At 46.2% G+C, this 14,257-nt stretch carries 13 protein-coding genes; 3 read left to right on the top strand and 10 right to left on the bottom strand.

The genetic code is table 11. From position 1 onward, the window contains the following. Positions 1-72: 72 nt before the first annotated feature. Both NYE43_RS01745 and NYE43_RS01740 read right to left on the bottom strand, forming a co-directional pair. Complete coding sequence (locus tag NYE43_RS01745; protein WP_024120139.1) at positions 73-564, bottom strand: DUF6773 family protein; 492 nt, start codon at positions 562-564, stop codon at positions 73-75. Positions 565-679: 115 nt separating this feature from the next. Then, positions 680-2,113, bottom strand: coding sequence for a YfcC family protein (locus NYE43_RS01740; RefSeq protein ID WP_024120138.1), 1,434 nt, complete (start codon positions 2,111-2,113; stop codon positions 680-682). Positions 2,114-2,241: 128 nt separating this feature from the next. Between NYE43_RS01740 and NYE43_RS01735 the strand changes: the two genes are divergently transcribed. Beyond that, positions 2,242-3,393 carry a M20 peptidase aminoacylase family protein gene (locus NYE43_RS01735; protein WP_024120137.1) on the top strand — a complete coding sequence of 384 codons (1,152 nt, stop codon included), beginning with the start codon at positions 2,242-2,244 and terminating at the stop codon, positions 3,391-3,393. 37 nt (positions 3,394-3,430) lie between these two features. On the opposite strand, the gene NYE43_RS01730 is transcribed toward NYE43_RS01735, so the two are convergent. Genes NYE43_RS01730 through opuAA form a run of 3 tightly spaced genes read right to left on the bottom strand, consistent with a single transcriptional unit; the run spans position 3,431 to position 6,418 of the window. After that, positions 3,431-4,312 (bottom strand): glycine betaine ABC transporter substrate-binding protein, encoded by an 882-nt coding sequence (locus NYE43_RS01730; RefSeq protein WP_024120136.1) that lies wholly within the window; start codon positions 4,310-4,312, stop codon positions 3,431-3,433. Beyond that, positions 4,312-5,160 carry a glycine/proline betaine ABC transporter permease subunit OpuAB gene (gene opuAB / locus NYE43_RS01725; protein WP_095714454.1) on the bottom strand — a complete coding sequence of 283 codons (849 nt, stop codon included), beginning with the start codon at positions 5,158-5,160 and terminating at the stop codon, positions 4,312-4,314. The genes NYE43_RS01730 and opuAB overlap by 1 nt, the downstream gene beginning before the upstream one ends. Position 5,161: 1 nt before the next feature. Continuing rightward, a complete protein-coding gene (opuAA, locus tag NYE43_RS01720) occupies positions 5,162-6,418 on the bottom strand; it encodes a glycine/proline betaine ABC transporter ATP-binding protein OpuAA (RefSeq protein ID WP_024120134.1) in 1,257 nt (418 codons plus the stop codon). A gap of 290 nt (positions 6,419-6,708) precedes the next feature. Between opuAA and NYE43_RS01715 the strand changes: the two genes are divergently transcribed. Beyond that, the gene (locus NYE43_RS01715) at positions 6,709-7,011 is read left to right on the top strand and encodes an ArsR/SmtB family transcription factor (RefSeq protein ID WP_081638228.1); all 303 of its coding nucleotides are present in this window, start codon (positions 6,709-6,711) and stop codon (positions 7,009-7,011) included. Between the two features lie 66 nt (positions 7,012-7,077). Further along, a complete protein-coding gene (locus tag NYE43_RS01710; RefSeq protein ID WP_341060720.1) occupies positions 7,078-8,259 on the top strand; it encodes an MFS transporter in 1,182 nt (393 codons plus the stop codon). 13 nt (positions 8,260-8,272) lie between these two features. Here NYE43_RS01710 and niaP read toward each other — a convergent pair whose 3' ends face one another. The 5 genes from niaP to NYE43_RS01685 form a co-directional block, all read right to left on the bottom strand. Continuing rightward, a complete protein-coding gene (gene niaP, locus NYE43_RS01705) occupies positions 8,273-9,475 on the bottom strand; it encodes a niacin permease NiaP (RefSeq protein WP_185848318.1) in 1,203 nt (400 codons plus the stop codon). A gap of 121 nt (positions 9,476-9,596) precedes the next feature. Further along, complete coding sequence (locus NYE43_RS01700) at positions 9,597-10,688, bottom strand: toxic anion resistance protein (protein ID WP_010332934.1); 1,092 nt, start codon at positions 10,686-10,688, stop codon at positions 9,597-9,599. A 15-nt stretch (positions 10,689-10,703) separates the two neighbouring features. After that, complete coding sequence (locus NYE43_RS01695; protein ID WP_185848319.1) at positions 10,704-12,317, bottom strand: YceG family protein; 1,614 nt, start codon at positions 12,315-12,317, stop codon at positions 10,704-10,706. 31 nt (positions 12,318-12,348) lie between these two features. Continuing rightward, positions 12,349-13,149, bottom strand: coding sequence for an HAD family hydrolase (locus NYE43_RS01690; protein WP_185848320.1), 801 nt, complete (start codon positions 13,147-13,149; stop codon positions 12,349-12,351). Further along, a complete protein-coding gene (locus tag NYE43_RS01685; RefSeq protein WP_185848321.1) occupies positions 13,146-14,255 on the bottom strand; it encodes a cysteine protease StiP family protein in 1,110 nt (369 codons plus the stop codon). The genes NYE43_RS01690 and NYE43_RS01685 overlap by 4 nt, the downstream gene beginning before the upstream one ends. Positions 14,256-14,257: the final 2 nt, after the last annotated feature.

Here is a 14,257-nt window from a genome sequence, read left to right as displayed (position 1 = left end):
TAGAGCCATTTTACATTCTTAAACAGCAAGTGGAGATATTGTCTGATTTATGAACAAAAAAAGAAACCATCTCTATGATGATTTCTTCTTAAACTCCTTTTTTACCGTTCTTCTGTAAGACAGCTTCACGATTCCGAATCGAAGCAGAAACAGAACGCCGCCGCAGACGATAAATAGGAGAAACATTTTCAGCCAAGCGAAGAATGTATGGGGAACTCCCCTGTCATACATCGTAAGCACCACTACCGCAAAGGCGACAGCTATTGATTCTATGAACTGCTGCTTCACCCGTTTATGCAGTTCTTCCTCGGTGTCTATTCTCGGCATCAGCATTCCAGAAGCTGATGCCCTGATGCAGTAATATAAGATGATAATGAACAAAAACACAAGGCTCGAGACCCATTCTTTAAACGGAAATTCAAACATAATGCCGCGGATGATCACATCCAGGAGCGCAAACGCCCCGGCTAACTTGCCGATATCCGACCAGATCTTTTGTTCTTTTTCTTTTACTCTCTTATTTTTCCCATTCACGCCTGAAAGTCTGTTATGCAGATTATTCATGACCTTCCTCCCGCACTTTTACGAATGGCTTATGGCTTACATGTTACAATAACAGCCTGCGCTTCTGCAACGAATAAATGAAAAGCCCGCCGTACAAGCCGGCGGGCAGCAATGTTTAAAACGGCCCCCAATTGATCAGGACACCGATACAAATAAACACAAGCCCGATTAAGAACCAAATCAGAGCGAGCGGCAGCATAAACCGAAGCCACTTGACGTACGGAATTCCGCTGGCGGCAAGCACTGCCATCAAAACGCCGGACGTCGGGTTCACACAGTTGACGACCCCTTCTCCAAGCATAACCGCTTCCACCGCGACCTGTCTCGTGATGCCCATCAAATCAGCGAGCGGCGCCAGAATCGGAATGAACACAACCGCTTCGCCCGATCCTGAAGAGATGAGAAAATGAAGCAGGGCGCTGGCGATATACATGCCGATTGCGCCGGCCATCGGACTGAACCCGTCCAAAACCGAAGCCAAAGCATTGACGACTGTATCCAGCAGCTTCCCATTTTCAAGAATGACAGAAATGCTCCGCGCCATCCCGACAATCAGCGCACCGTATACAAGGCTCTGACAGCCGGTAATAAAAGTTTTGGCAATATCGTTTGCCGCAAGCCCTCCAATGAATCCGGCAAGGACAGAAATAAAAATAAACGTCGCAGCCATTTGGGAATCTGACCAGCCGAGCTTCAATGCGCCGTACAAAAATCCGATCAGCGACAAACCCGCCACTCCCAAAATCAGCTTATGGCGAACGGTAAACGGCACAGACTTATCTTCTTCTTGATTCGCATCGCTCAATCCTGCCGCCGGGAACCAGTTTGTGCCTAACACACTGGCATCCTTTGATTTCTTTAATTTTCTTGTATACCAATAGATATAAATGATAGAAGACACCAAAAAGCATAAGTATATGACCACACGAAGGCCGATCCCCGAAAACAGAGGCAGCTCCGCAATCGATTGCGATAAGCCAAGCGGGGACGGTGATAAAATGGTAGAGTTAAACCCGGCATAGCAGCCAATATAAATAACAGCCGCGCCCGCGACCGCATCCCATTTTAAGGAGCGTGCGACAATAAGGCCGATGGGGATGAATCCGATCACTGAATTCACGACAATTCCAGTCGTTCCAAGAATAGAAAACAACGCACCGACAATACAAATAAATAATAATTGCTTTGTGCGGAACTTGCTGATGACATTGTAAATCAGTCCGTTAATGGCACCTGTTTTTTCTAAAATAGCGATCGTGCCGCCTGTGAATAAAATCAGAAAAATAATAGGCGCTGATCCCACCATTCCATCCTGAAGAGAAGTGAAAAAGCTGATCAGGCTGACCGGAGACTGTTCAATTGAATGGTAGCTTCCCGGCACCGCAGTGGTAACCTCCCCTTTCGTCACACGGTCAAATTCTCCCGCCGGCACAATATACGAAGCAACGGCGCAAATGAAAGCGATGATAAATAAGAGGACATAGGCGTCAGGCATGTTAAAGGCGGTGCGTTTCTTCTTTGGCTGTGTTTCGGCTGCTGGCATACTCATATTTCGATCCATCCCCTCTTTTTAGAAAATATCTATTATTCTGAAAAATATAAATATGTGCTATATTATAAACAGCCTATCTACCTGTTTCAATATAAAAAAAAGGAATGAAGGAGGTTTTTCTTCCCATGCAAAAACTCTCAGAAGAAATGAAACAAACCGTAATGCACATCTTTGAACATCTTCACGCCAACCCTGAAGTCAGCTGGAAAGAATATGAGACAACTGAATTTCTTAAACAAAAACTCGAAGATGCAGGGTGCCGCACGCGCACGTTTTCAGATTGTACCGGAGTTGTCGGCGAAATAGGTTCGGGTTCGCCTGTTGTAGCTGTCCGCGCTGACATTGATGCATTATGGCAGGAGGTCAACGGCACATTTCGCGCCAATCATTCCTGCGGGCATGATTCGCATATGACAATGGCTTTAGGTACGTTAATGCTGCTGAAAAAACAGCCGCAGCTTCCGAGCGGAACGATCCGTTTTATCTTTCAGCCAGCAGAAGAAAAAGGCGGAGGCGCTCTGAAAATGATAGAGGAAGGCGTGCTTGATGACGTCGACTATTTGTATGGCGTCCACGTCCGTCCAATTCAGGAAACCCAAAACGGACGCTGCGCCCCATCCATTCTGCATGGGTCAAGCCAGCACATCGAAGGCACAATCATCGGAGAGGAAGCTCATGGCGCACGGCCGCATCTTGGCAAAAACAGCATCGAAATCGCGGCATTTCTCGTCCATAAGCTGGGGCTGATTCACATCGATCCGAAAATCCCGCACACTGTCAAAATGACAAAGCTTCAAGCCGGCGGCGACAGCTCTAACATCATTCCCGGAAAAGCGACCTTCAGCCTTGACCTGCGGGCGCAAACAAATGAAGCCATGGAGACGCTGATCGCTGAAACAGAAAGAGCCTGCGAAGCGGCTGCCGCGGCATTCGATGCGAAAATTGAACTTCACAAGGAACACAGCCTTCCAGCGGCAACACAAAATAAAGAAGCTGAAGGCATTATGGCTGAAGCAATCACAGACGTTATCGGAGCTGATCAGCTCGATGAACCGCTTGTGACAACCGGCGGCGAAGACTTTCATTTTTATTCTGTGAAAGTGCCGAACCTTAAAACGACCATGCTTGGCCTCGGCTGCGGACTTCAGCCAGGACTCCATCACCCGCATATGACCTTTGACAGAAACGCGATGTTTACCGGGATTCACATTTTAGCAAACGCCGTGTTAAAAACGTTCCAAAAAGCCGATACACTCGCATCAGCCAACGCTTCTTAAATCAAAAAAGCAGCCTGCGAACAGGCTGCTTTCTTCATTATTTCTTTAGATCTTCAATTGAGTTGACGTTTTTCATATATTGAGGCACAACAAGACCCATCTTCACGCCAGTTATACTGACGCCTACATCATCATATTTGCCTTTATATTTGACAGCGTATGGTTTATGGGTATTCGGCAGCCATGCGGAAAGGGATGCGTCCGCGCTTCCCGTCGCAATCGCCGTCCACATCGGACCAGCTTCTACCTGAGTGAGTTTCACGTCATAGCCCAAGTCTTCTAAGACTTTGCCCATAACGTTTGTACTTGCAATCTCACTGTCCCACGCCACATAGGCAAGGTTGATTTTGTCTCCCTTGACCTTTTGCACGCCTTTGGTCCACTCCGCGATTTGATCCTTGTGCTTCTTCACATACTCAGCAGCGGCTTTGGAAGGTTTCTCGCCTTCTTCCACCTTGATCATCACTTCACCCATGTCGTCTTGCGTCCATTTAAACTGGCTCAGAAGCTTAACGGCATTCGGCTGTTCTTTGCTGAAGCCTTTTCTGGTGATCGTATGAATCTCCTCAGCACTGCCGTAAGTTTTTTTCGGATCATCGAGATATTTTAATTTATATCTGGAGAACATCCAATGCGGTGTCCATCCTGTGATAATAATTGGTTTCTTACGGTCGTATGACTTTTTGAGCGTAGCAGTCATTGCAGCGCTTGACGATGAAATCAGTGTCCAGTCGTCCAGGTTATAATCCTTCAACGCTTGATCAGTCAGGCTCATAATACCTGAACCGGGGTCAATCCCGATGATCGTCTTATTCACCTGTTCAGCCGCGGACGCATTTTCGTCGTTTTCTTGTCCGCAAGCCGCAAGTGAGAGTGCCAGCATGGCGGAAACACCGATACCGATGATTTTTTTAAACATCAGGCATTCCCCCTGCTTTTCTTCTTCACTTTAATATTTTGTGTAATACGGTCGAGCGTAATCGCAACGATAACGATAGCGATACCTGCTTCTACACCGACCCCTGTTTTCAGCTGTGTAACGGCGCTGTATACTTCTGAACCTAGTCCAGGCGCACCGACCATTGCTGCGATAACAACCATTGATAATGCAAGCATGATACTTTGGTTGATCCCGGCAAGAATGGTTTTTGTTGCAAGCGGAAGCTGAACCTTAAACAAACGCTGAGCTGTTGTAGAACCAAACGCTTCAGTTGCTTCAATCAGATCCGCAGGCACTTGTTTAATACCGAGAACCGTCATACGGATTGTCGGCGGCATTGCGAAGATAACAGACGCAACAACACCCGGCACAACACCGATATTAAAGAAGAAAATTGCCGGCAAAAGATATACAAAAGCAGGCATTGTCTGCATTAAATCAAGGATAGGCGTTACGATACGGCGAACCGTTTCTTTCTGAGATGCCCAAATTCCGATCGGCACACCGACTACAATCGAAATAATGACGGACGTGACAACCAGCGCTAACGTTTGCAGCATTGGGTCCCAATATCCTAAATAGTCAATAACGAGAAAGCCAATTAAAGTAAACAGCGCAATTCCTCTCGTACTGATCCACCATGCAAGAGCTGCGAAAATAATCGTTAACAAAATAGAAGGTATAAATCCAAGCCCGCTTACAATCCCGTTTACAAAAATGGCCAAGCCATTTGCGATTCCATCGAGGAATCCGCCAAACGTTATCGTAATCCAGTCAACAAAACGGTCAATGATGTCTGCTAAAGGTATTCTAGGCAGTCTATCCAATTTACTTCACCTCCCGTACAGAAGGATCTTGTGTTTGCTCAGCAGTGCCTTCAACATTGATATAATCGTTATTGCCCGCAAGTGCGCCAATCAGCGCGCCTCTTACGACAATCCCTTTCATTCTTTGCTTTTCATCTACAACCGCAATTGGAATATTCGCGTCAGACACAACGTCAAAAATCTCAGTCAGATACGTATTCTCTGGTACAGTCGTAAATTCCGTATTCAAGATATCCTGAAGGGATAAATCAGACTCGGCTGCTTTTTTCGCATCTGCTGCGTAAATGACACCTAACAATTGTTTCTGTTTATCGACTGCATAAATAGATGAAATCCCTAGGTTTTTCATCAGTGTTAACGCAACGCGAGGCCCTTTATCAATCCGCACCGTTTCAGCGCGTTTCATAATGTGGCCGGCAGTTAATACTTTAGACAAATCAACGTCCTCAACGAATTTCTCAACATATTCGTTGGACGGATTCATGAGGATTTCTTCCGGCGTGCCGATCTGAACGATATTTCCGTCCTTCATCAGAGCGATTCTGTCGCCGATGCGAAGCGCTTCGTCCAGGTCGTGCGTAATAAAAATAATCGTTTTTCCGACATTATCATGCAGATCCAGAAGCTCATCCTGCATATCTTTACGGATTAATGGATCAAGCGCACTGAATGCTTCGTCCATCAGAAGGATGTCCGGATTATTCGTCAAAGCGCGGGCGAGGCCGACACGCTGCTGCATTCCGCCCGAAAGCTGATCAGGGTATTGGTGTTCAAATCCTTCAAGTCCGACAAGTTTAAGCGACTCAAGCGCTTTTTGCTGCCGCTCCTGTTTGTCTACACCTTGAAGCTCCAGTCCGTATTCTGTGTTTTCAAGTATCGTTCTGTGCGGGAACAGAGCGAACTTTTGGAAGACCATACTGATTTTTTTCCGGCGGACTTCCCGGAGCTGGTCTTTAGACATATTTGTTATCATGTCACCATCAATGTAAATTTTTCCGGCAGTCGGTTCAATAAGCCGGTTTAACAGCCGTACTAAAGTTGATTTACCGCTCCCTGATAGACCCATGATGACAAATATCTCACCATCATATACATCAAAATCTGCTTGGTTAACCCCAACGGTTGATCCGGTTGCTTTCAGGATCTCTTTTTTATTTTTTCCGTCGGCAAGCATTTGAACTGCTTTCTTGGTTTGTTTCCCAAAAATCTTAGAGACTTTCTCGACTTTTATCTTAATCGGTTTCTCATCTACACTCATATTTTCCCTCCATATTAAGCAATCTTTATTACCGTACCATTTATGTAACAACACACACAAACCGCATATTCTCTTTTATTCTGTACCATTTCATGATAAACATCCCTGTGACCCCAAGACCTTATTTATGCTTCTAAATACTCGGTAATCCTCCTTTATTATTGTATTTTACAGGTAAAATTAAGCCTTTTTTAAATTGAAAACGCTTTTATTGAACCGAAAATCCTTCTTCCTCTTATGACTTCAAGCTCCTTTACTGGAAAAATAAGTTGCTTTTTCATCTCTATGTAATGTATTATAGTTTCATGACTATGAAACAATCAGAAGACCATATCAGAGCTCACATATTCAAAGCATTGTCTGACGAATCCAGGCTTGCAATTATTCGTACGCTTTATTACAGCGGAAAAGAACTCAGCTGCGGTGAAGTAGGTGAAAAATGCAATATCGTCAAAACCACAGCATCTTATCATTTCAAAACGCTGCGTGAAGCGGGATTGACTGCAACGCGAAAAGATTCACGGACAAAATATGTCAGGCTGCGTGAAGACACCTTTCAAACATACCTGCCTGGCTTTCTGGAGACCCTCTAAAAAGGGTTTTCTATATACATATCTGTCTCATAGTTTTAAAATCATAAAACTATAGGAGTGTTAAAATTGAAACTTATTTGGCTTTTTTTCAGTGTAATGTTTGTCATCGGCACAGATACCTTTTTGCTCTCACCGCTTCTCCCGCTTTTGCAGGACCAATTCCATGTCTCCACTGATTTGTCAGGCTGGATGGTCAGTGCTTATGCGCTCGGTTATGCGCTGTTTGCTTTGGCAGCCGGTCCGATCTCTGACCGCTTTAATCGGAAAACAGTGATGCTGTCGGGGCTTGCGGGCTTTATCCTTTCCACGTTTTTATGCGGCATCGCTCCCTCCTTTGCCGCCATGTGTGCATTCCGTTTTGCCGCCGGTGTCAGCGCCGCGTTTGTGACGCCTCAAATTTGGGCATCCATCCCTGTCATCGTCCATGCCTCAAAAGTGTTAAAAAGCATGGGGATTGCAACAGCAGGATTAGCGGCTTCACAAATGCTCGGGCTTCCGATCGGCGGATTTTTGGCTTCCTTCACTTGGCACACGCCCTTTTTCGTTCTGTCAGCAGGCTCGCTGGTTCTCCTGTTCATTTTGGCGGCGGCCATGCCAGATATTCGTCCTACAGAAGCGGCAGCACACCGTTCATCTATAGTCAGCCCTTATCGTGAGCTGTTTTCACTGCCAAAAACATCGATGATCCTGCTTGCTTATTTTCTCTTTCAAACAGGAAATTTCGCCACGTTCAGCTTTCTCGGCACCTGGCTTTCTGCAGATTATCATCTAACCGTATCCCAAATCGGCGCCGCGATGCTTGTACTGGGGCTGGGAAATATGCTTGGAAGCCTTATAGGAAGCAAAATTGCATCAAAGCTCGGAACGTTTAAGACATTAATCAGCGGCATGCTGCTGATGGGCGCGCTCTATTTTTCTCTTCCTTTCTTCCCTACCTTATTTATTGTAGAAACCAGCTTTTTTCTGACTTTCTTTATAGCGGGGATCATTTTTCCGTTAATGATGGGGATATTCCAATCCATATCACCGAACGCGCGCGGAACGATTGCATCTCTTTCCAATGCGGCTATGTATGCAGGAACCACTGTCGGCACATGCCTTGCCGGACTCTTATATCAAAACACGCATCATTTTGGGGCTGTCACGGCGTTTACGGCGATTTTATTTGTCCTGTCTATGGCCCTTTATCAAACAAGCAGAAAAAACAAACCGCAAGCTGCCGGTTTCCATGTAAAAAGCACCTCATGATGAGGTGCTTTTGTTATTCAAGCTCAGTTTGTTTCGTTTCTTTTCCCATAATCAAAATACACGCGACCGCCAGTAAAATGGCAATGCAAAAGATTGAAAAAATCACTGAAAATGAAATATGGCGGGCGGCGAGTGTTCCGACGAGCAGCGGGCCGAAAATGCCGCCGATTCTTCCAAACGCCGCTGTGGTTCCTGAACCTGTCGCGCGAATCGATGTTGGGTATTGCTCCGGTGTATAGGCATACAGCACGCCCCACGCGCCAAGATTAAAGAAGGACAACAGCATTCCAGCCGTCAGCAGCAGACCTAAGGAATCTGCCGTTCCGAAGAAATACGCGCTTCCCGCTGTTCCGATCAAATAAATAACCAGTATCCATTTCCGGCCCGCCTTTTCGATCAGCCACGCAGCCGAAAAATAGCCCGGAAGCTGAGCAAGCGTCATCAGCAGAACATATTCAAAGCTTTGAATCATGCTGAACCCTTTTAACAGCATCACACTCGGCAGCCACAAAAACATCCCATAATAAGAAAAGACAACGCAGAACCAGACGATCGACAGCATTACCGTCGGCCGTACATACTGTTTCGCCCAAACGCTTTTCACGTTCTCCCACACCGATTTCTTTTTCATAGAAAGCGATTCGTACTTTGGCGAATCAGGCAATCCTGTCCGCAAGTACAGCGCATAAAATGCCGACAGTGCGGTTAAAAGCAAAGCCGCCTGCCAGCCGAAGCTTGGAATGACAAAATAAGAAATAAGCGCCGCTGCCAGCCAGCCCACAGCCCAAAAGCTTTCGAGAAGCACAATGACCCGGCCCCGCTTTTCAGGCACAACCGCTTCCGAAACAAGCGTTGAAGCGACAGGCAGTTCGCCGCCAAGTCCCATCCCAATTACAAAACGCAGAATGAGAAATGCCGATAAGCTTGTGACGAAAGCTGATATACCGCTTCCGATTGAAAAGCATAAAAGAGTAATGATAAATACTTTTTTGCGGCCGATTCGATCAGCCAGCAATCCAAACAAAAACGCACCCACAGCCATGCCGATGGAATTTACGCTTCCGATCCATTTCATTTCTTCAGGCGAAAGATTCCACTCCACGTGGAGCGCGGTGATAATAAACGATAATATTCCGACATCCATTGCATCAAACAGCCACCCTAAACCGGCGACACCCAGCAGCTTACGCTGGGATATAGGCTGTTGTTTTCCCATAGCCAACACCTCTGATATGCAAAATGATTACCGTTTAAGTTTACACCTGTCTTTACACATTGTCATTACCTAATTGATGTCAATCAAAAACCCCGCTTATGATTCACAAGCGGGGGTCTTTTTATTGCTGTAATGCTGCTTTTTTAATATTATCCTGCAGCTGGGCAATTCGTCTTGCGCCCTCTTCCCGAAGGCGTTTGTTTTCTTCTTCGATTTGTTTTGTTTCCTGCATGCCGCTGACAATCGTGTTCCAGGAGGATTCGATCGTTTCTATATCAATGCTTGGTCTGCCGGCCATTCTGGCAATTTCAACACTCTGGTTCGAGATGTTCTCCGCATTGCGTTTCAGCATCTCATTTGTCCGGCGGTCAAGCTCGCTCATAGAGTCAGCCACAAGCTTTTGGCGTTTCACCGTAACAGCCTGAATAATGCCGTTTTTGAAAATCGGAATGGTGATGATAAAAGCGGAGTTAATTTTCCCAATCAGCTTAGCATTACCGCGCTGGAGCAGTCGGATCTGCGGTGCGGTTTGAAGCGCCACCATTCGCGCCATATCAAGATCATACACGCGTTCCTCAAGCGCCTGAATGCCGTTGCGCAGCGTATCGAGCTGCATTTGCGCAAGCTGGTTTCCGCTTGCCGCTTTTTCTTCATATGAAGGTAGGATTGACTGCATCTCTTCCAGCTTCATTTGACCGGCAACAACGTATTTTTCAAGCTCCATGTAGTAGTTGATATTGTTTTCATACATTTCATCGAGCGTGTAGTTTGTTTTTGTCATCTCATCTTTATATTTGGAAATCTCAACGTTGATTTTTTCAATTTCTCCGCCGAGCGTCTGGTACTTTTTAAAGATTTTCTCAATCATGCTGCCGCCGCGTTTGAAGATTTTGGCCATCAGTCCCTTGGGCTCGTCAAAATCATTTTTGTCAAAGCGGTCCATGATTTTTCCAAGCTGAGTCAGCATTGTGCCTGAGTCTGTCACGCTTGTTGTTTTCATCATTCCCAAGATGCGGTCAGAGAACTTGGAAATTTCAACAGCCGGCTCCTTTCCATACTCCAGCAGCTCCATTTGGTTTTTCACGTCAATTTGCTGGGCGAGGCGCTGCACCTCTGGTTCCTGGCGGAGCTGCAGGCGGATATCGTCTGCCTTTTGCTGAGAAATTTCTTCGTTTTTATCGAGAACAAGCGGATTTTGATTTTCTGTTGTCATGCTTTTCTTCTCTCCTTACTTTTGGGTAATCGTTCTGAACAGCCTTTTCACGAGCGAAGGCTCTTTATAGTCCTGCTGAAACACCATGTCGTCCAGCCAGTGGATATCATACTGATCCTCTTCAATATAATGCTCAATGTCTTGATGTCCGGGAGGATTATAAATGACGATATCAATGCCGATTTCATTTAAAAACAGCAGGGCTGCGGCGTCTGATCGTGTGAGCTCACCGTTCATTTCCGTATGATACAGCACCAGTTTCGGAACAGTCTGCGCATAGTCGAACATTTGAATCAATTTCAGCAGGTTAGCAGGAAGGTTTGTTGTTTGTTTAAACAAGTAGATCTGAACATCCTTGACCTGTTCCTGCTGCAATGCCTTCAGCCGCGGGTGTCTGCACATTCTCGAGATCGTTTTGGCGATCGCGGTCTGAATGCCTGCCGGAAGCTGTTTGTACTGCCACACATTGCTTGCGATCAGCTTGTCCGGATCGATGTTTCCTTCATGATCAAGCGCGTGGCTGTAATGAAATTGATAGTTTGATTTGATTTCTTCTGTTAACGGAAAGCTTCGAACCATCTCCGTTTCTGGATAGTCCGCCATTGTATGAAGTCTGTTCCAATATTCTTTATTGTCCTTCGACACACCCATAATTTTGGCAAACACATTCGGAATATCGATCGAATGTTTATCGGCTTTGAAATTCGGGCGAATAAACGCACGTTCTTTCGCAATTAAAAACAGTTCATCATAGGTCGTTTTCAGCGTCACGGAAACCGGTGTGTGGTCTCTGAACTGCCAAGGCTTGTACAGCATGGATTCCTCGTGATTCAGCACATGCTCAATTTCCTTTGTCGATCGATACGCCACCGTTGATTTACGGTCAGGTTTTTCTTTCGGGAATGGCTGAAGATCTGAAACATCCGGAAGCTTTTCCGTGAAGCTTAGCTCCTGCTTAGGGTCAACGAGCGTCAGCTGATCGGTTCCCGCCGGATGGAACAATAGAACATCACAGCCGACAAGCATCAAATAATATAAGAAATACAGCTGGCTTTTCGTCGCGTCTCCATACCAGACCACCTTCGGCATCTCCCGCTCTATATCGGCTTTTTCCAGCCAAGGATTCAGGTGGTTCAAGGAAAACTTTGAAACATCAAGAAGCACTCTGCGAAAATCAGGATGATTCAGCCCCTGCTCATGATTTTCGGCAAAGGTATGTAAAAGCGTCATCAGTGCTTTTCTTAAATGGCGGTGCAACAATGAATTGGAATGCTTCGCAATCAGCTGTTCCCCGTCCAGAAAGGCGACAAAGCGGCTGACCGAAAGGCCTTTTTCCTTCTGGTTGATGGAATGAATATGCTGAAGCGCCTGAAAGGTTTCGGGTGCAATTGTTTTATCAAGTGTTTCGCTCAGGACATAAATATGATCGTTTACAGAAAGTTCATACAGCTCGTTAAAGTAGTCGGTCTCATCAATGGGCGTGCCCAGTATTTGCACGGCAAGCCTCGAAAAAGCAAGACCTTGTTCATTCTCATAGTGATCCCGCTCCGGCAATGGCTGAAACAGCATGCTTTTCCAATCACCATCGGCCGGAACAGCTTTATGAATGATTAGCTCTTCTTGTCTCATCATATCCTCCTTTCTGGTTTGTTTGTGTATATTACACGTGTTTTAATTTGGATATTTGCAATAAAACTGACGCTGTGATTTCTTCACCCGCCAGCATGCCGCTTGCAATTGTTTTGCGTAGTTCCGGATCGTGACTCAATACCTCTCCGTGCGCGGGTGCGATGCCAAAATCGGCTTCCCGGATCAGTTCAAGATCAAGCAGCGAGTCTCCAGCCGTATAGATTTCATCAAGAGAGAGCCTGGATTTCAGGTATTCAACTGCTTTCCACTTATTAAGCGGATTGGGAATAAAGTAAAGCTTCCGCCCCTGCAGAGATACTTGCCAGCCCTTATCGGCGCCCCACTCTTTCACAGCGGATATATCGATATACGGTATTTTTTCCTCATGTAAAATGAGATACACGAAATAGTGATGGGCGATTCGGGTTCTTTTTACCGCCTCTGATAAAGAGAGACCTGCGATTTCCCTCAGTATGGCCTCGATCGGCAGACACGACGCCAGCTCCTCTTTCATCAGCTCGTCCCACTCTTTCAGAGGCTCGCCGTCTTTTAAGATGCACCCGCCATTTGTTGTCACCGCATATTCCGGCACAATGTCCTGCTGGAAACATCCGATTCTCTTATACTGTTCGTTTGTACGCGTGGTGACGGGGATAAAATAGTGATCCTTCTGAATCTGATTTAAGTGCTCTTTTACGGCTGAGGAAATATAGGAAAGCTCCCGCCCATTTAATGTTTCAATCAGCTCAATCCCGGCTTCCTTATCGGGCGTGCCGATCATGTGCCTTGAATAAATTAATGTTCTGTCTAAATCGCTGGCAAACGCGTTCATAGGCTTTTCTCCGCCGGACGAATCAGCCCGCAGCAGCTGTAAGACATGTTCTCGTATTCTTCTACAGGCACTCCCCGATCCTTTGCCAGTAAAAGAATATGTTTCAGCGTTTCTTCAGCGCCAGGCTGAATCAGTATTTTCCAAGGCACTCTGCGAAGAAGCACACGGGTCGTTTCTCCGACACCAGGTTTAATCAGGTTCGTATTGCTGATGCCAAATTGCTTTCGGATCGTCTCAATGGAAGCCAAGCCGTCCCAAGCCGGTTTCATACGTACGCGCTGCAAGCCAATCGCCAGACGTTCTGCTTCTTTAAAAATAGACGGAAATTGCTCGGCTATCGTTTCAATATAGAATACAGAAACATCCTCTTCGCTCAGCTCACGGTAATATTTCGCCCCGTGAAAATCATCCGGCCCGATCCATTTTTCATTTAAGACCGTGCGGCTGACAAGACCCGAGACCGTAGAGTTCAAGCAGGCACTCGGAATCAGAAAATCCTCCTTCGTTCCGTAGATGTCCGCGCAATCACCCGGATCGGCAAGCACCGCAATTTCTGAGGAAAGTCTCGTATTCCAGCGCTGGTTAAACTGTTCGATGGATCGATTCAGTTCTTTAGTAATAGCGCCTTTGCCTGTCCAGCCGTCGATAAAGGCGATTTTTCCGTCTGGATGATGCTTCAGCATATACTGCAAGGCGTTTTCATCAATTCCCCTGTCCCGAATAATCGATATGCTGTAGTGCGGAACTGAGACGTGATACTTCATCTTGATGTACCGTTTGATCAATACACCGATCGGCGTGCCCGCCCTTGCCAGACTGCACAAAACCATATGCTCACCGTGTTTGGCGAAAAGCTGCTCCGCTACAGCTCCGGCCGCTAACGCAACCTTCTGTTTACTATCTTCAAGCGAGGCATAAAACAGTTTCATATATTCATCTGTCGGCTTATATTCGATCGGCAGCATCTCTGAGTAATGGGTGCCGCTTTGGATCGAGCGTTCCCGTTCTTCCGTGCTTTTTTCAATCGAAACAGCGGACAAATCTTTTAATAGAAAGGTGACATCCTCCTTCGGATAGCTCCCAATCTGGTCAATTATCTCAGTCAATT

This window comes from Bacillus sp. FSL R5-0434 (assembly GCF_038004745.1).
In the GTDB taxonomy this organism is placed as follows: domain Bacteria; phylum Bacillota; class Bacilli; order Bacillales; family Bacillaceae; genus Bacillus; species Bacillus halotolerans.
The sequence above is the reverse complement of the archived record's forward strand: the minus strand, read 5'-3'. Positions and strand labels throughout refer to the sequence as shown.